20 protein-coding genes are annotated in these 17457 nt (G+C 58.0%); 5 read left to right on the top strand and 15 right to left on the bottom strand.

Annotated elements, in window-relative coordinates:
• Positions 1-66 precede the first annotated feature (66 nt).
• Both sseA and IM303_RS19460 read left to right on the top strand, forming a co-directional pair.
• Positions 67-912 carry a 3-mercaptopyruvate sulfurtransferase gene (sseA, locus tag IM303_RS19455; RefSeq protein WP_049001515.1) on the top strand — a complete coding sequence of 282 codons (846 nt, stop codon included), beginning with the start codon at positions 67-69 and terminating at the stop codon, positions 910-912.
• Complete coding sequence (locus IM303_RS19460) at positions 912-1682, top strand: MurR/RpiR family transcriptional regulator (protein WP_126327205.1); 771 nt, start codon at positions 912-914, stop codon at positions 1680-1682. The genes sseA and IM303_RS19460 overlap by 1 nt, the downstream gene beginning before the upstream one ends.
• Positions 1683-1699: 17 nt before the next feature.
• Here the strand turns inward: IM303_RS19460 and sseB are convergent, their stop codons facing one another.
• The 11 genes from sseB to trmJ form a co-directional block, all read right to left on the bottom strand.
• Entirely contained in the window at positions 1700-2476 is a 777-nt protein-coding gene (sseB, locus tag IM303_RS19465; RefSeq protein ID WP_032648693.1) for an enhanced serine sensitivity protein SseB, read from the bottom strand.
• A 96-nt stretch (positions 2477-2572) separates the two neighbouring features.
• Entirely contained in the window at positions 2573-3859 is a 1287-nt protein-coding gene (gene pepB, locus IM303_RS19470) for an aminopeptidase PepB (RefSeq protein ID WP_048960050.1), read from the bottom strand.
• 53 nt (positions 3860-3912) lie between these two features.
• Complete coding sequence (gene iscX / locus IM303_RS19475) at positions 3913-4113, bottom strand: Fe-S cluster assembly protein IscX (protein WP_003860650.1); 201 nt, start codon at positions 4111-4113, stop codon at positions 3913-3915.
• Between the two features lies 1 nt (position 4114).
• On the bottom strand, positions 4115-4450 hold the full coding sequence (gene fdx, locus IM303_RS19480) for an ISC system 2Fe-2S type ferredoxin (protein WP_003860652.1): 336 nt from the start codon (positions 4448-4450) through the stop codon (positions 4115-4117).
• A 1-nt stretch (position 4451) separates the two neighbouring features.
• Complete coding sequence (hscA, locus tag IM303_RS19485) at positions 4452-6302, bottom strand: Fe-S protein assembly chaperone HscA (protein ID WP_049001524.1); 1851 nt, start codon at positions 6300-6302, stop codon at positions 4452-4454.
• 14 nt (positions 6303-6316) lie between these two features.
• Complete coding sequence (hscB, locus tag IM303_RS19490; RefSeq protein WP_045260178.1) at positions 6317-6832, bottom strand: co-chaperone HscB; 516 nt, start codon at positions 6830-6832, stop codon at positions 6317-6319.
• 76 nt (positions 6833-6908) lie between these two features.
• Positions 6909-7232 (bottom strand): iron-sulfur cluster assembly protein IscA, encoded by a 324-nt coding sequence (gene iscA, locus IM303_RS19495; RefSeq protein WP_003860659.1) that lies wholly within the window; start codon positions 7230-7232, stop codon positions 6909-6911.
• A gap of 13 nt (positions 7233-7245) precedes the next feature.
• A complete protein-coding gene (iscU, locus tag IM303_RS19500; RefSeq protein ID WP_003860661.1) occupies positions 7246-7632 on the bottom strand; it encodes a Fe-S cluster assembly scaffold IscU in 387 nt (128 codons plus the stop codon).
• 24 nt (positions 7633-7656) lie between these two features.
• Positions 7657-8871, bottom strand: coding sequence for a cysteine desulfurase (iscS, locus tag IM303_RS19505; protein ID WP_003860663.1), 1215 nt, complete (start codon positions 8869-8871; stop codon positions 7657-7659).
• 117 nt (positions 8872-8988) lie between these two features.
• Positions 8989-9480, bottom strand: a complete 492-nt coding sequence (gene iscR, locus IM303_RS19510; RefSeq protein WP_008502158.1) for a Fe-S cluster assembly transcriptional regulator IscR — start codon at positions 9478-9480, stop codon at positions 8989-8991.
• A gap of 216 nt (positions 9481-9696) precedes the next feature.
• Positions 9697-10422, bottom strand: a complete 726-nt coding sequence (gene trmJ / locus IM303_RS19515) for a tRNA (cytosine(32)/uridine(32)-2'-O)-methyltransferase TrmJ (RefSeq protein ID WP_028014076.1) — start codon at positions 10420-10422, stop codon at positions 9697-9699.
• 132 nt (positions 10423-10554) lie between these two features.
• Between trmJ and suhB the strand changes: the two genes are divergently transcribed.
• Positions 10555-11358: an inositol-1-monophosphatase gene (gene suhB / locus IM303_RS19520; protein ID WP_028014077.1), complete on the top strand. Its 804-nt coding sequence runs from the start codon at positions 10555-10557 to the stop codon at positions 11356-11358.
• A 5-nt stretch (positions 11359-11363) separates the two neighbouring features.
• On the opposite strand, the gene IM303_RS19525 is transcribed toward suhB, so the two are convergent.
• Both IM303_RS19525 and IM303_RS19530 read right to left on the bottom strand, forming a co-directional pair.
• Positions 11364-12356 (bottom strand): nickel/cobalt transporter, encoded by a 993-nt coding sequence (locus IM303_RS19525; RefSeq protein WP_193360183.1) that lies wholly within the window; start codon positions 12354-12356, stop codon positions 11364-11366.
• Entirely contained in the window at positions 12347-12985 is a 639-nt protein-coding gene (locus IM303_RS19530) for a DUF1007 family protein (RefSeq protein ID WP_028014079.1), read from the bottom strand. The genes IM303_RS19525 and IM303_RS19530 overlap by 10 nt, the downstream gene beginning before the upstream one ends.
• Positions 12986-13110: 125 nt before the next feature.
• On the opposite strand from IM303_RS19530, the gene csiE reads away from it, so the two are divergent.
• On the top strand, positions 13111-14388 hold the full coding sequence (gene csiE / locus IM303_RS19535) for a stationary phase inducible protein CsiE (RefSeq protein ID WP_049001532.1): 1278 nt from the start codon (positions 13111-13113) through the stop codon (positions 14386-14388).
• Here the strand turns inward: csiE and IM303_RS19540 are convergent, their stop codons facing one another.
• Complete coding sequence (locus IM303_RS19540) at positions 14389-15528, bottom strand: 3-phenylpropionate MFS transporter (protein ID WP_049001534.1); 1140 nt, start codon at positions 15526-15528, stop codon at positions 14389-14391.
• Between the two features lie 172 nt (positions 15529-15700).
• Here IM303_RS19540 and IM303_RS19545 point away from each other — a divergent pair, with 172 nt between their 5' ends.
• Positions 15701-16123 (top strand): DoxX family protein, encoded by a 423-nt coding sequence (locus tag IM303_RS19545; RefSeq protein WP_049001535.1) that lies wholly within the window; start codon positions 15701-15703, stop codon positions 16121-16123.
• Positions 16124-16177: 54 nt separating this feature from the next.
• Here IM303_RS19545 and glyA read toward each other — a convergent pair whose 3' ends face one another.
• On the bottom strand, positions 16178-17431 hold the full coding sequence (gene glyA, locus IM303_RS19550; RefSeq protein ID WP_025757663.1) for a serine hydroxymethyltransferase: 1254 nt from the start codon (positions 17429-17431) through the stop codon (positions 16178-16180).
• Positions 17432-17457: the final 26 nt, after the last annotated feature.

The following is a 17457-nucleotide window of genomic DNA, read 5'->3' on the forward strand; positions in this document are numbered from 1 at the left end:
GTTTGCTTGTCGGTGTCAGAAAAAACACCGACAATCCTTTTTTACGGAAAAGAATGGAGGCAACCCATGTCCACCTCATATTTTGTCGCCGCCGACTGGCTGATTGAGCACGGCGACGATCCGGAAGTCCAGATTATTGACGCGCGTATGGCCCCGCCGGGCCAGGAACATCGTGACGTTCCCGGTGAATACCGCGCAGGGCATCTGCCTGGCGCGGTATTTTTTGATATCGAAGCCCTCTCCGATCATACTTCTCCCCTGCCGCACATGCTGCCGCGCCCGGAAGCGTTTTCCGTGGCGATGCGCGAGCTGGGCGTCAGCAAAGACAAACATCTTGTTGTTTACGATGAAGGCAATCTGTTCTCCGCGCCGCGCGCATGGTGGATGCTGAAACAGTTTGGCGTGGAAAAAGTCTCGATTCTGGCGGGCGGGCTGGCGGGCTGGAAGCGTGACGAGCTGCCGCTCCAGCAAGGCGACGTGACGCTGCCGGAAGGCGAGTTCGACGCGACGTTCGACGCTAACGTGGTGAAGCGCCTGACCGACGTACTGGTCGCGAGCCATGAAAAGACGGCGCAAATCGTCGATGCGCGCCCAGCACCACGCTTTAACGCTGAAGCGGATGAACCACGTCCAGGGCTGAGACGAGGCCATATTCCAGGTGCGCTGAACGTGCCGTGGGGCGACCTGGTGTTTGAGGGCGAGCTGAAAACTACCGACGAGCTGCGTGCCATTTTTGACCGCGCGGGCGTGGATTTACATCGCCCGATTATTGCCAGCTGCGGCTCCGGCGTGACGGCCTGCGTGGTGATCCTGGCGCTCTCCACCCTCGGCGTCAACGACGTTACGCTCTACGACGGCGCCTGGAGCGAATGGGGGGCGCGTGACGATCTGCCAGTTGAACCGGCGAAATAATGGATAACCGCCTGGCCACGCTGTTAACGCGCGGGGCGTCCCTGACCCGCGCGGAGTATCGCGTCCTCGCCCACCTGACGGAGCATCCGCTGCTGGTGGGCAACATCACGGTGCGCGAGCTGGCGCAGGCGACATTTGTTTCTACCGCCACCATTATGCGGCTGTGTCAGAAGCTGGGGTTTAGCGGCTTTAGCGAGTTTATCTGGCACTGCAAGCAGCTGCTCTCCGACACGCCGCATATTGCCGCTCAGGCGCAATCCCTTCCTGAGCTCCCGGCGCTGTTTAATCAGTTTATCGCTAACTATCAGCACACCTTCCAGTGGATCACGCAGGAGAAGCGCCAGCAGTTCGCCGCCTTGCTGCGGCAGAAAGAGAGCTTTTTTCTCTACGGAGCCGGGTTTTCCTATCTCTTTGCCGAATACCTGACCAAGAAGCTGCAGGTGCTGGGCAAAACGGCGTTCATCTCCGGGCCGGGGGACAGCCGAAACATTTTTCTCAGTAACGCCGCGCGTTATCAGGTATTTATCGCCGTTTCGCGAAGCGGCGAAACGGAACAGGTGCTGGATAAGGCGCGAATTGCCAAAAACGTCGGCATGACGGTCGTCGCCTTTACCCGCGCCTCGGCCAATACGCTGGCGGGCATGGCGGACGTGCACTTTGCGCTGTATGACGAGGCGGTGCACTTCGCTGCCGAAGCCGCGGGCGTGACGTCGTTTGAGTCGAATCTGGTGCTGCTGATGGATTTACTGCTGCTGGAGGCAACGGGGTGACATTCACCCCGCCGTAATCAGATGATGCGGTTAGTCTTGAGATCGCGCAGGAAGCCGCCCCAGCGACGCTCATAGAACGGCGTGATGTGCTCGGTGATGAAGTGGCTGATGCCCTTCTCACCGTTTTTCACCTGACAGATATCAATCGGCTCATCGCCCGGCAGCGTGTCGGTGGCCACGCTGCCCGCCGCCTGAACGATCTCGTCGAAATCGCCATCGGCTTCAATACCGATCAACAGCACCGGCTTTTCGTCCGCGCGCTCTTTAATGGAGCAGAGAAACGCGCGCCTGACGGGCTTGAGCGTTTTGAACAGCGTCGTCAGCGAATCGATCATCTGCGCAGGCGGCTCGGCCACCTCAGACAGCAGCAGCGTTTCGCCCCCTTCCAGCACCTCCTGGGTGCTAAGCGGGTTACCCTCTTCACCAATCAGGTGGCTGATCTCGCGCGGGGTAAACTCTTTCCCGGTTGGCAGCTTAGCGTTAAGGAACAGCGTCTGGCCCAGCGTCATTTCGAAAAGCGTGCGCACCGGCATCACCACGAACGCCTGTTCATCTTCTACCGCTTCCTGCAACGCTTCCAATGAAGTGAAGAACGGGATAACCGACGTGCCGTCATCTTTCTCCCAGTGCAGCAGATCCAGCGCGCTGTCTTCCACTACCTGCTCACCTTCCGCCGCGGTGCCCGGCACCCAGACGGTGGATTCCAGCAGCGTGCGGAAAAATGCCGGACGATGGGCTGGCTCGGTCGCCGCCTGTTCCAGCAGGGTTTCTAATTCGTTTTTGGTATCTGACATAGTTTGGCTACTTCAATAAACGCCGGGTGGCGCTTTGCTTACCCGGCCTACAAAACCACAGGCCCGTGCAAGCGCAGCGCCGCCGGGCAAAAAAGATCACTCAGCCGTCAGCAGGTTCGCCACGGTACGCACGCCCAGACCGGTCGCACCCGCGGACCACTGCTCAACTGCCGCCTTACGGTAGGTTGCGGAGCAGTCGATGTGCAGCCAGCCTTCATGATAGTTCTCAACGAAGTGAGACAGGAAGCCCGCAGCGGTGCTTGCCCCCGCCGGGTACGCCGCGCTCGCGGTGTTGTTCAGCTCGGCAAAGTTAGACGGCAGCTGGCTGCGGTGGAACTCGGCCAGCGGCAGACGCCAGAACGGTTCGTTTTCCGCAGCCGCGCTTGCCAGCAGGCGAGCGGCCAGCTTGTCGTCAAAGCTGAACAGTGCGTGGTAGTCGTTGCCCAGGGCGGTTTTCGCCGCGCCGGTCAGGGTCGCCATGTCGATAATCAGCTCTGGCTTCTGGGCAGAGGCGTCGATCAGGCCATCGGCCAGCACCAGACGGCCTTCGGCATCGGTGTTCATCACTTCGACATTTTTACCGTTGCGGTAGCGAATGATGTCGCCCAGCTTGAAGGCGTTGCCGCTCACCATGTTATCCGCGCAGCACAGGTAGAGCTTCACGCGCTTGTTCAGACCGCGGGTGATGGCGAACGCCAGCGCGCCGGTGATGGTTGCCGCGCCGCCCATGTCGGACTTCATGGAATCCATGAACGCGCTCTGCTTCAGGCTGTAGCCGCCGGTGTCGAAGGTAATGCCTTTACCGACCAGGCAGGCAAAGACCGGCGCGTCTTTATCGCCGGTTGGGTTGTAATCCAGCGCCAGCAGGACCGGAGGACGCTCAGAACCACGGCCCACGGTGTGGATGCCCATGTAGTTCTGCTCGCGCAGATCTTCACCCTTGGTGATGCGGTAGGACATGTTATCCCCCGCCACGCCGCACAGCAGGTCAACGGCGCGCTGCGCCAGTTGCTCAGGGCCTAACTCCTCCGCAGGGGCGTTAATGGTATCGCGCACCCAGTCGATAATTTTCAGGCGGCTTTCCAGTTCTTTCTGACCGGCTTCATCGAGGTTCGCCCACTCAATTTTACGGGTGCCTTTCGGGCCTTTGTAGCCCGCCCAGAACGCCCAGCTGCGGTCAGTATCCCAACCTTCGCCTTCCAGCGAGACATGCTTAATGCCCAGGCCGTCAATTTTACGCGCGGCGCGCTGGATCAGACCTAAATCATCTTTGCCCGTCAGGTGCAGGGTGATACCGTCGTTGTTGATGCTGTAGCTGGCTTTCTCGCCCCAGCGCGCGTCGGCGGGCTGCGTAGAGAGCGTAATCTTCATCGCTTCGGTCATTTTATTTATCCTTATTAGCAAACGGGCCGCCTGAAGGCAGCCCGTTAAGTGATTTACTCTGCTTCATCTAACCAGACTAACAGAATCGCCTCCAGAATTTTTTCATTGGATGCGTTTGGATCGTCGTCGAAATCCTCTAAATCGCAGATCCACTGGTGCATGTCGGTGAATCGTACGGTTTTGGGATCGAGATCCGGGTTCGCGTCGTAGAGCGCTTCGCCGATTTCACGGCTGTCTGTCCACTTCAGTCCCATATTAATGCTCGCGTGCGTGGTTGATGGTGTAGCGTGGGAATTCCACGACCAGATCTTCATCGGTCACCGCGGCCTGGCAGCTCAGGCGGCTGTCTGGCTCCAGACCCCATGCTTTATCCAGCATGTCGTCTTCGTCTTCGGTGCTCTCGGCGAGAGAGTCAAAACCTTCACGCACGATGCAGTGGCAGGTGGTGCAGGCACAGGATTTTTCACAGGCGTGTTCCACTTCGATACCTGCACGCAGGGCAACATCGAGAATGGTTTCACCGGTCTTCGCTTCCAGAACAGCGCCATCCGGACAGAGGTCCGCATGAGGCAAAATAACAATCTTTGGCATATTAAACCTCGTCCACGGACTGGCCTTTCAGCGCGACGCGGACAGATTTGTCCATGCGGCGAGCAGCGAAGTCCTGGGTTTGTTTATCAACGTTTTTAATGGCTTCTTCTATTGCGTCAGCGTCATTGCCTTCGGCGACTGCGCGTAAGCGCGCGGCAGCCTCGTCAATCACCTGACGCTCGGCGGCGCTTAACAGCGCGGCATCGGCAGCGAGCGCCCCGTTCAGACTTTCCAGCACGCGTGCGGCTTCAACTTTCTGTTCAGCCAGCATACGCGCCTTCACATCCTGCTCGGCGTAGCTCATTGAATCCTGGATCATGGAGGCGATTTCGCCATCGGTCAGGCCGTAGGACGGCTTCACCTGGATGGACGACTCCACGCCGGTCGATTTTTCCATCGCCGTGACGCTCAGCAGGCCGTCCGCATCTACCTGGAAGGTCACGCGAATATGCGCCCCGCCAGCTGGCAGCGCCGGGATGCCGCGCAGCGCAAAGCGGGCCAGAGAGCGGCAGTCCTGCACCAGTTCGCGCTCGCCCTGCATCACGTGGATGGACATCGCGGTCTGGCCGTCTTTGAAGGTGGTGAACTCCTGCGCACGCGCCACCGGAATGGTGGTGTTACGCGGGATCACTTTCTCCACCAGGCCGCCCATAGTTTCTAAACCGAGAGACAGCGGGATGACGTCCAGCAGCAGCATTTCGCTGTCCGGCTTGTTGCCAACCAGAATATCGGCCTGGATAGCGGCGCCGACGGCAACCACTTTGTCCGGGTCGATGGAGGTCAGCGGCGTGCGGCCAAAGAATTCGCCCACGCGCTCGCGCACCAGCGGCACGCGCGTTGAGCCGCCCACCATGACCACTTCCAGCACCTCGTCAGCCTCCACGCCCGCATCCTTCAATGCGCGACGGCAGGCCAGCAGGGTGCGTTTAACCAGAGGCGCAATCAGCTCGCTGAACTGGTCGCGGGTGATTTCACCCTGCCAGCCTGCGACATTAACGCTGACCGACTGCGCATCGCTCAGCGCAATTTTGGCGTCGATGGCCGCATCCAGCAGTTCGCGCTGAACGCGCGCATCGCTGCGGTCGCTGATGCCAGCCTGATCGCGGATGTAGTCCGCCAGCAGATGGTCGAAATCATCGCCGCCGAGCGCGGAATCCCCGCCGGTCGCCAGCACTTCAAACACGCCGCGGCTCAGGCGCAGGATAGAAATATCAAAGGTACCGCCGCCGAGGTCGTAAACCGCAATCACCCCTTCCTGACCGGAGTCGAGGCCGTAGGCAATCGCCGCCGCCGTCGGTTCGTTCAGCAGGCGCAGCACGTGCAGGCCCGCCAGACGCGCGGCGTCTTTGGTGCCCTGACGCTGTGCGTCGTCAAAATAGGCCGGAACGGTGATCACTACGCCGTCCAGATCGCCGCCGAGCGTCGCCGTCGCGCGCGCCGCCAGCGCTTTGAGGATGTCAGCAGACACGCGAATTGGGTTCAGCAAACCGGCCGCCGTGGCAATCATCGGCAGACCGTTTTCACTGGCCTGCAGCTGATACGGCAGGTGCGGGTAGCGGGTCTGGATATCAGCCAGCGAGCGGCCCATCATGCGCTTTACGGAGCTGATGGTGTTGGCCGGATCGCGCGCGGCGTTGGCGCGGGCGTCATAGCCGACCGCGTGACCCTGCTGCTGGTAGTGGACCACGGAAGGCAGCAGATGGCGGCCCTGCTCGTCGGCCAGCGTTTCCGCCTGGCCGCTGCGCACGGTCGCCACGAGGGAATTGGTGGTGCCCAGGTCAATACCGACCGCCAGACGACGCTGGTGCGGTGCGACGCTTAAGCCAGGCTCACTAATTTGTAATAAGGCCATAATTGCTTCCGAAATTAAAAATCGAGCAGCTTTTCTTCGAGTTGTTCAGCGCTGCTTCGCAGTTTATCGAGAAAACGGAGTTTGCGCACAGTGTCTGCCGCCACGTCCCAGGTCTCGTTGTTCAGTTGCTCCACCATCTGCTGATGGCGGGTATCGAACATGCCCTTCACGCGCGTAATAAAACGTTCCAGACGCGCTTCGTCTTTGGCCTGTTCAATCTCATCCAGCTCTTCGCGCAGCTCCAGCTGTTCCATCAGAAACGCGGTGTCGCGCACGGTGTGCTGTTCGCTCGCCAGATCAAAGCCGTGGAGCGAGAGCAGATATTCTGCACGCGCCAGCGGATGGCGCAGCGTCTGCCAGGCCTGGTTGATGGTCGCGGAGTGCGATACCGCAGCCAGCTGCTCTGCCTGCGTCCCGCTGGCGAATTTATCCGGATGATACTGACGCTGCAGATCCTGAAAACGGACCGTCAGCGCCTGAAGATCGATCGGGTATTGAGCGGGTAGTCCGAAGAGAGTGAAGTAATCCATAACAATCTCAGGGGTAGCCTGTTAGAACAAACCCCACGCGCAGCAAAGCCACGGTGGGGTTTCGGATGACGCGCGGTTAAACGTGGAAGCTTTCGCCGCAACCACACTCGTCTTTGACGTTCGGGTTCGTGAATTTGAACCCTTCGTTCAGGCCTTCTTTTACGAAGTCCAGCTGAGTGCCGTTGAGAAATTGCAGGCTTTTGCCATCGACCACCACCTTCACGCCCTTGTCTTCAAACACGGTGTCATCAGACGCCGGCTCGTCAACAAACTCCAGTACGTAAGCCATACCAGAACAGCCGGAGGTACGTACGCCCAGTCGCAGGCCAAAGCCTTTACCACGGTTCGCCAGAAAAGAGCTTACTCGCGCGGCAGCGCTGTCGCTAAGGGTAATCGACATACTCAAACCTCAATTATTTTGCTTCACGTTTGCTTTTGTAATCCGCAATGGCGGCTTTGATCGCGTCTTCTGCCAGAATTGAACAGTGAATTTTCACCGGCGGCAGTTCGAGTTCTTCAGCAATATCCGTGTTCTTGATTGCCTGTGCTTCGTCCAGAGACTTGCCCTTCACCCACTCGGTGACCAGGGAGCTGGACGCAATTGCAGAACCGCAGCCGTAGGTCTTGAAGCGCGCGTCTTCAATGATACCTTCATTGTTGACTTTAATCTGCAACTTCATTACGTCGCCACACGCCGGCGCGCCAACCATGCCGCTACCGACAGATTCATCGCTGTTGTCAAAAGAGCCAACGTTGCGCGGGTTCTCGTAATGATCGATAACTTTTTCGCTGTATGCCATGATTGAATTCTCCTTATATACCGATTAGTGATGTGACCATTCAATGCTGTTCAGATCCACGCCCTGCTTGAACATTTCCCACAGTGGAGAAAGGTCGCGCAGACGGCCAATGGAGTTACGAACCAGCTTGATGGTGTAGTCAATCTCTTCTTCGGTAGTGAAACGACCTAAAGAGAAACGGATAGAGCTGTGTGCCAGCTCGTCAGTCATACCCAGCGCGCGCAGCACGTAGGATGGCTCCAGGCTTGCAGACGTACAGGCAGAACCGGAAGAAACGGCCAGGTCTTTCAGCGCCATGATCAGCGATTCGCCTTCAACATAGTTGAAGCTGACGTTGAGGATGTTCGGCGCGCCCTGCTCGAGATCGCCGTTCAGATACACTTCTTCCATATCTTTCACGCCGTCCCACAGACGGTTACGCAGCGTGCGCAGGCGCGCCATCTCGGTTTCCATCTCTTCTTTCGCAATGCGGTACGCTTCGCCCATGCCCACGATCTGGTGAACAGGCAGCGTACCGGAACGCATGCCGCGCTCGTGACCGCCGCCGTGCATCTGTGCTTCGATGCGGATACGTGGCTTACGACGAACGTACAGCGCGCCGATCCCTTTCGGGCCATAGATTTTGTGGCCGGAGAAGGACATCAGGTCTACTTTCAGCTGGCTCAGGTCGATAGGCAGTTTGCCCACGCTCTGGGTCGCATCCACGTGGTAGATGATACCGCGCGCGCGGCACATTTCGCCGATGGTGGCGATGTCCTGAACGACGCCGATTTCGTTGTTAACGTGCATGATGGAGACCAGGATGGTGTCGTCACGCATCGCCGCTTCGAGCTCTTTCAGGTCAATAATACCGTTGCTCTGCGGCGCCAGATAGGTCACTTCGAACCCTTCACGCTCCAGCTGGCGGCAGGTGTCCAGCACGGCTTTGTGTTCGGTTTTGCTGGTGATGATGTGCTTGCCTTTTTTCTGATAAAAGTTGGCTGCACCTTTGATCGCCAGGTTGTCGGATTCGGTCGCACCGGAGGTGAAAACAATCTCACGCGGGTCGGCACCCACCAGGTCAGCAATCTGATTACGGGCGATATCCACCGCCTCTTCAGCATGCCAGCCAAAACGGTGTGAACGGGAAGCTGGGTTACCAAAGTTTCCGTCCAGGGTCAGACACTGCATCATTTTCTCGGCAACACGCGGGTCCACCGGCGTGGTTGCGGAGTAGTCGAGATAAATCGGTAATTTCATTGCTCTATAAACTCCGTACATCGCTTCAATGCAAGGAATCAGGCAACCGGCTGGATGTACGACCGAGTACGCGGGGTGTGACCACCCCGGCCTGATTCTGAAATACTTATCGTTTTATTACGCGCGTAATTTGACGTCGATAGCGTCCTGCGCGCGGGTGCTGCGTTGTGAATCATGGCTGTGCTGACGGCCTGATACGTCCAGAACTTCCTGGTTATTGACCAGTTCACCGAGGGTGATGTTGTTCAGGAAGCCGGTCAGACGGTCGCTCAGATCGCGCCACAGCGCGTGGGTCAGGCACTTATCGCCGCCCTGGCAGCCGCCTTTACCCTGGCAACGGGTTGCGTCAACGGATTCATCCACCGCGCTAATCACTTCACCAACCGCAATACTGCCCGCGTCTTTACCCAGCAGATAACCGCCGCCCGGGCCACGAACGCTGGACACCAGTCCATTTTTACGCAGTCTGGAGAACAGCTGTTCCAGGTAAGAGAGGGAGATCCCTTGTCGTTCAGAAATATCAGCCAACGGAACCGGGCCCGCTTCGGAGTTGAGCGCAACGTCCAGCATCGCGGTCACGGCATAACGCCCTTTAGATGTCAGTCTCATGTCTTACTTAACCTCAAACTCGCCCCTGCCCGGGGTTTTTTATTGTAAAATGGGGGTATTGCATAGCAGGGCCAAGTCTGACATTCCTGACTAAAATGGTCAACTATTTACTTGACTGTTTTAGTCAGGTATTTAACCTTCTGTGCCTTCATAATATAGGTGCGGCCTGATGCCCTCACCCCAACCCTCTCCCACGGGGAGAGGGGGAAATCGGCACTACTCTTTATTCTTCTGCTCAATCGACGCCAGAATTCCGCGCAGGATGTTCAGCTCCTGGCTTTCCGGACGCGCTCGGGTAAACATGCGGCGCAGCTTATTCATCACCTGGCCAGGGTGGCCTTCACGGATGAAGCCGGTAGCGAGCAGCGTCTGCTCCAGGTGACCGTAGAAACGCTCAAGGTCGTCCACCAGCGGGTAGGCCGTCTCTTCTTTCGGTTCTGCCTGCTTCTCCTGCGTCGCCAGCCACGCCATGCGCACTTCGTAGGCGATTACCTGCACCGCCATTGCCAGGTTCAGCGAGCTGTATTCCGGGTTGGCGGCAATTGCCACGTGGTAGTGGCACTTCTGCAGTTCGTCGTTGGTCAGGCCAACGCGCTCGCGGCCAAACACCAGCGCAACCGGTGCCTGCTCTGCTTCTGAGACGCTTTTCAGGCCGCATTCGCGCGGATCCAGCATCGGCCACGGCAGCGTGCGTGAACGCGCGCTGGTGCCGACAACGAGGCTGCAGCCGGCCAGCGCTTCGTCGAGGGTATCAACGATCTGCGCGTTGCCGATCACGTCGCTGGCCCCGGCCGCCAGGGCGATGGCCTGGGAGTCGGGTTTCACCAGCGGATTAACCAGCCACAGGTTCGTTAAGCCCATGGTTTTCATAGCGCGGGCCACAGAGCCCATGTTGCCGGTGTGCGATGTTTCGACCAGCACGATTCGAATGTTTTGCAGCATAATTTTTAGATGTCTGGGTTCAGTGTCTGAAGAATATTCGGGCATATTATCATAAACGGGAGACATAATCCGATCCCGCTGCTATACTCTGCGCCGATTTTCCTGTTCTTTAACATCCAGTGAGAGAGACCGATGCATCCGATGCTGACCATCGCCGTGCGCGCAGCGCGCAAGGCGGGTAATGTAATTGCCAAACACTACGAAACGCCAGACTCCGTAGAAACCAGCCAGAAAGGCAGCAATGATTTCGTGACTAACGTCGATAAAGCCGCAGAAGCGATTATTATCGAAACGATCCGCAAATCTTACCCGCAGCACACCATCATCACCGAAGAAAGCGGTGAACATGAAGGTACCGATCAGGATGTTCAATGGGTTATCGATCCACTGGATGGCACCACCAACTTCGTTAAACGCCTGCCACACTTCTCTGTGTCAATCGCAGTACGCATTAAAGGCCGTACTGAAGTCGCCGTTGTTTACGATCCAATGCGTAACGAACTGTTCACCGCGACCCGCGGTCAGGGCGCGCAGCTGAACGGCTACCGTCTGCGCTGCAGCAACGCACGCGACCTGGACGGCACCATCCTGGCGACCGGCTTCCCGTTCAAGGCGAAGCAGCACGCAACTACCTATATGAATATCCTGGGCAAGCTGTTCACCGAATGCGCTGACTTCCGTCGCACCGGCTCTGCTGCACTGGATCTGGCCTACGTGGCAACCGGCCGCGTTGACGGTTACTTCGAACTGTCACTGAAGCCGTGGGACTTCGCTGCGGGCGAGCTGATCGCACGTGAAGCAGGCGCGATTGTTTGCGACTTCACCGGCGGCCACAACTACATGACCACCGGCAACATCGTTGCGGGTAACCCACGCGTTGTTAAAGCCATGCTGGCCAACATGCGTGACGAGCTGAGCGATGCGCTGAAGCGTTAATCTCCTCATCTCAGCCCTCTCCCCAAAGGGGAGAGGGTGTTAAACGGCGCCGCGCTCATCCACATCGTTACCGCCGCCACCAGCAGAATCACTCCCCCCGCCAGCGCGAGCGTTGTCCATCCTACCTGCCGCCACAGTACCGGCGTTTTATTGCCGCTGAGTTTTACCGCAAGCTGACGGAAGCTGTGAACCAGCAACGCCAAAGACGAAATGGTGAGAGAGGTTCCTGCCGCCATCGCCAGCGCCGAGAGCATGCCCCAGCCGAACACGCCAATCACTTTACTGAACAGCAGCACCATGATTGCCCCCGAGCACGGGCGCATCCCCATAGAGAGAACTATCATCAGCCGCGCGCGCCAGTCGTCACCGCTCTGTAATTGTTCCTGCGTCGGCAGATGCTGATGCCCGCAGCCGCAGTGCTCATCATGCACGTGGTGCGGCGTAAAAGTTTTGAATTTGGGCTTTTGCAGCAGCGCGCGCAGCTTTTTCAGTGCCCGCCAGCAGAGGATCAGCCCCAGCACGCCGACCAGCGCATAGCTGCCCTTCTCCAGCCAGAAGCTGCTCAGGTGCAGCTGGCGCGCGGGAAGCTGTAATAGCGAAAGCACAACCACCACCAGCGCAATCGCCACGCCCCCCTGAAGCAGCGAAGAGGCCAGCGTCAGGCCAATGCTTGATTTCAGCTTCGACGGATGGGTGGCAAGCCAGGTGGTGATGACGATTTTGCCGTGCCCCGGCCCCAGCGCGTGCAGCACGCCATAGATAAAGCTGAACGCCAGCAGAGAACCGCCCGCTTTGGTCGGGTTCTCCGCCACCGCCTTCAGCAGCCCGCTCATCTGCTGGTTGACCTCACGCTGCCAGATGATGCTTTTCATCATCACCTGCGGCCAGGCCTGCCACAGCCAGAGCGAACCGCAAACGGCGAGCAGTAAAAAAAGCGCCAGCGGCCAGAGGTGCAGCCAGCGGCGCGGCTTTCGTACCGGAGAGGAGATCACTGACATTGTAACGTTACCTTCTGCGCAAACTGTTTACCCAGTTCCATGTCCTCCGGTGGGGCATCCTCTTTATCAAGAGAGACAGCAAAATTCAGCGTCTCTTCGCTGGGCTTCGGGGTGTGAACCGTAATGTTGCAGGTTTTTTGCAACGACGCAGGAAGCTGCACGTCGCTGTCCTCGGCGTAGCTCATATCGACGTAGTACGTTGGGTCAAAGGTAGAAAACGTATAGGTTTGTCCTGCCAGCGGCTGCGGATGCGCCAGTGGAAGCACGAACGTCAGCACCGCCTGATGTCCGTCGCGGGACATGCCGTATTCTGTCGGGCGATTGAGGAACTTCACCTTTTGTCCGTTATGCCAGAACTCGGTGAAGTAGTGCTGCCCGAGCACGTTGGCCATCACTTCTGCCGCCAGCTTTTTCCAGATTTCGTCTCCGGGCTTCGCGTTACCCGCATCATAAAGCAGATCCGCCGAGGTGATTTCATCCATCGTCCAGCGCATTTTCAGGCCGCTCAGCTGCGTGCCGTCGGTGACCAGCTCGGTTTTCAGGCTGATAAAACTGTGAGGATGTGCGCTGGCGGTAAAGGTGATAACCGCCAAAAATAACGCCATCGCATTTTGTTTAACTGTCTGCATCAATTCCTCACGTCAAAAATTCTGTGATGTTCCCCAGCAATCCTGAGTGAAAGGCCTGCCGGCGCGCTTTTCAGCGCCCATCCTTTAGCTATTCTTATCAAACATTCACACTGGATACCCGACAGATGATGACGACGCTTGAAATTCCATCTGTGCTTTCCAGTTCGCAGCGCCGCTGCCAGGTGCTTTTGATGCTTTACCTGCCCGATGCTGCCGTCACCGCACAGAGCATAATCGCTGCCAACGGCGTGGACGAGGTCATGGCACGGCAAGATATAGCCGAGACGCGCGATGAAATCCAGCGCTATCACCGGCTGGATATCGTCACGCACCATGACGGTAGCTACCGAATTGAAGGCACTGCCCTGAATCAGCGTTTATGTCTGCTGCACTGGCTGCGCAGGGCGCTCCGCCTTTGTCCGCAGTTTGTCTCGCACCAGTTTACCCCAGCCTTAAAAACCGCGCTTAAACAGCACGGCATCGCGCGGCCGCTTTACGACGATGCTAATCTGCGGGCGCTGATCGGCTTCTGCTCACGCAAGCTGCAGCGTCAGTTTGAATGCCGGGACGTCCAGTTCTTACAGCTCTACTTGCAATACTGCCTCATCCAGCACCACTTAGGGAATACGCCGCAGTTTTCCCACGCGCAGCGCAGCTGGACCCAGTCGCGGGGAGAGTATTTTACGGCGCAGGAAATTGTCCGTCACTGGAAGCGGCGCGTGCCGCAGGGCGCGCACGTGGACGAGCAGCTGTTTCTGGCGCTGCTGTTTATGATGCTCCGCACGCCCGATCCGGTGCTTGATAAACACCAGCAGGATCAGCGCCTGCGCCGCGCCATTGTGCGCATGGTGGCCCGTTTCCGCTCCCAGACCGGGATGAACTTCAGCGATGAGCAGGGGCTGACCGATCAGTTGTATATCCATCTGGCTCAGGCGCTGGACCGCTCGCTGTTTGAGATCGGCATCGACAATAGCCTGCCCGAGGAAATTCACCGTCTCTATCCCCGGCTGTTACGCACCACGAAAGAGGCACTCTTTGAGCTGGAAGCCGAATTTGGGCTGCGGTTCTCCGATGAAGAGATGGCGCTGGTAGCGGTTATTTTCGGCGCCTGGCTGATGCAGGAGACCGATCTGCATGAAAAACAGGTAGTGCTGCTGACCGGGGAGGATAAATCCTGTGAGGAGGTGATTGAACAGCAGCTGCGCGAATTAACCCTGCTGCCGCTCAACATTCGCTATCTGACGCTGCAGGCGTTCCAGAAAGAGGGGGCACCGCGCGAAGCCGCGCTGGTTATCACCCCCTATCCTACCGTGCTGCCGCTGTTCTCGCCGCCGCTGATCCACGCGGTTGAATCACTTAACGCGCAGCAGCAGGAACATATTCGCGCCATGCTGGAATCGTAGCTACGCCCGTGCGGCCACTTTCGGTCGAACAAACAACGCCGGGAGCGCCACCAGCGCCATGACCCAGAACACGCCGTGTCCCAGATGCTGATACAGAAAGCCCGCAAAGACCGTCATCACCGCAATGCTGCCGCCCATCGCCACCGCAGAGTAGACCGCCTGCAGACGGATCACGTCCCCGCCCTCGCGCGCCGCGATATAGCGCATCGCCGCCAGGTGGCACACGGTGAAGGTGCCGCAGTGAAGGATCTGCGCCACAATCAGCCACGGCAGTTCGGTCGTCCAGCCCATAATCCCCCAGCGCGCCACGCCGCAGACCGCGGAAAGCAGCAGCAGATCGCGAGCGCCGAAGCGGCGGAACAGCTTTTTGCTCAGGGCGAAAATAATGACTTCTGCCACCACCCCCAGCGACCACAGGTAACCGACCGCAGAGGCCGAGTAGCCCGCCCCCTGCCAGTAGATGGCGCTGAAGCCATAGTACGCCGCATGCGCCCCCTGAAGCAGACAGACGCACGCCAGAAAACGCCAGCTCTGGGCCACCAGGCTCCGCCAGGCGGGCCAGCCGGCGCTCTCCTGATGGCGACTCTCCCCTTGCGGCATCACCGACGGGCGCAGCAGCATTCCCAGCAGCATCGAGGCAATACCGATACTCAGCAGCGCCAGAATCGCGCGGTAGTCGTAAAGGCTGACCAGTTTCCCCACCAGCGCAGAGCCGATCACGAAGGCAATCGATCCCCAGAGGCGCACGCGGCCATAGTCCATGGTGATCTGCTTTTGCCAGGTGTTCGCCAGCGCATCTGTCAGGGGTACCAGCGGGGAGAAGAACAGATTAAAGCCAACCATCACCACCATCAGCCAGGCAAACTGATGGCTGACCCAGAAGCAGGCCGCGAAGACCAGCGTCAGCAGGGCCAGAATGCGCACCGCTTTAATCAGTAAGGAGGGATCGCTGACGCGGGGGGCAATCAGCAGGCTTCCGAGGAAACGCGCCACCAGCCCCGCGCCCAGCAGGATGCCAATGGTTTCTGGCGTCAAACCAATTCCCTTGAGCCAGACGCTCCAGAAAGGCAGAAAAATACCGTAGCTAAAGAAGTAGGTGAAGTAGCTGAGCGCCAGCCAGCGCGTGGAATGCAAGACCATGAATCCCTCCCGAAATGGAGGCGATAGTCTGGCGTTTATCCTGCACTTTAGCAAGTCGTTAGCGCGCTATAAATTAACGATAAATTAACGTCCTGGACAGCCGGTCGGCGTATGGCGTGAGCGGCAAAATTGTATTACGTTTAAAAGACATCGCCTGAAGAGGTCGTTTGCCATGAACAGCTTACGTTATTTCGATTTCGGCTCCTCACGCTCCTTCCTGCTATTGATTGCCCGTATTGCCCTCGTTGTCCTGTTTATTATTTTTGGCTATCCCAAGCTGACGGGGTTTAGCGGCACCGTTCAGTATATGACGTCGCTCGGCGCCCCCATGCCGATGCTGGCGGCCATTATCGCCGTAGTAATGGAGGTTCCCGCCGCTATCCTGATCGTGCTCGGCTTTTTCACCCGCCCCCTCGCGGTGCTCTTTGTCTTCTATACGCTGGGCACGGCGATTATCGGTCACCACTACTGGGATATGACCGGAGATGCGGTTGTGCCGAATATGATTAATTTCTACAAGAACGTCAGTATTGCTGGCGCGTTTATTTTGCTGGCGATTGTGGGACCGGGGGCCATTTCCCTGGACCGGCGTTAAGCCATAAAAAAAGGCCGCAAGCGCGGCCTTTTTTATTTCTGCAAAGCAGAGGAATTATGCGTATACCGGGAAGCGTGCGCAGATATCCAGAACTTTACCTTTGACGCGCTCGATAACCGCTTCGTCATTGATGTTGTCCAGAACGTCACACATCCAGCCAGCCAGCTCTTTCACTTCCGCTTCTTTGAAGCCACGACGCGTCACGGCCGGAGAACCGATACGGATACCGGAGGTCACGAACGGGCTCTTCGGATCGTTTGGCACGCTGTTTTTGTTCACGGTGATGTTGGCGCGGCCCAGGGCAGCGTCAGCTTCTTTACCGGTCAGGTTCTTATCAACCAGGTCCAGCAGGAACAGGTGGTTTTCAGTCCCGCCGGATACCACTTTGTAGCCACGGTTCAGGAACACTTCCACCATCGCTTTGGCGTTCTTAGCAACCTGCTGCTGATACACCTTGAACTCTGGCTCCATCGCTTCTTTCAGCGCGACCGCTTTTGCGGCGATAACGTGCATCAGCGGGCCGCCCTGCGCGCTTGGGAACACGGCAGAGTTCAGTTTTTTGTACAGCTCTTCGTCACCGCCTTTCGCCAGGATCAGGCCACCGCGTGGACCCGCCAGGGTTTTGTGAGTAGTGGTGGTCACAACGTGAGCGTGAGGAACCGGGTTCGGGTAAACGCCTGCGGCAATAAGGCCCGCAACGTGCGCCATGTCAACGAACAGGTACGCGCCGATGCTGTCTGCGATTTCACGCATTTTTGCCCAGTCAACGATACCGGAGTAAGCAGAGAAGCCACCGATGATCATCTTCGGCTTGTGCTCTTTGGCCTGCTTAGCCATGTCTTCGTAGTCAATTTTACCGGACTCATCAATACCGTAAGGAATGATGTTGTACAGTTTGCCGGAGAAGTTAACCGGGGAGCCGTGAGTCAGGTGGCCGCCCTGCGCCAGGTTCATACCCAGAACGGTATCGCCCGGCTGCAGCAGCGCGGTGTAAACAGCGAAGTTAGCCTGAGAGCCGGAGTGCGGCTGAACGTTCGCGTAGTCAGCGCCGAAGAGTGCTTTCGCACGGTCGATAGCCAGCTGCTCAACGATATCAACGTACTCGCAACCGCCGTAGTAGCGCTTGCCCGGGTAACCTTCAGCGTATTTGTTGGTCAGCTGAGAGCCCTGCGCCTGCATCACGCGCGGACTGGTGTAGTTTTCGGAGGCGATCAGTTCGATGTGCTCTTCCTGACGTACTTTTTCCTGCTCCATAGCCTGCCACAGTTCGGCATCATAATCGGCAATGTTCATTTCACGCTTTAACATCCGCATCTCCTGACTCAGCTAACAAG

Origin of the sequence: Enterobacter cloacae complex sp. P38RS (assembly GCF_014930775.1) — a bacterium.
Classification (GTDB): Bacteria; Pseudomonadota; Gammaproteobacteria; order Enterobacterales; family Enterobacteriaceae; genus Enterobacter; species Enterobacter bugandensis.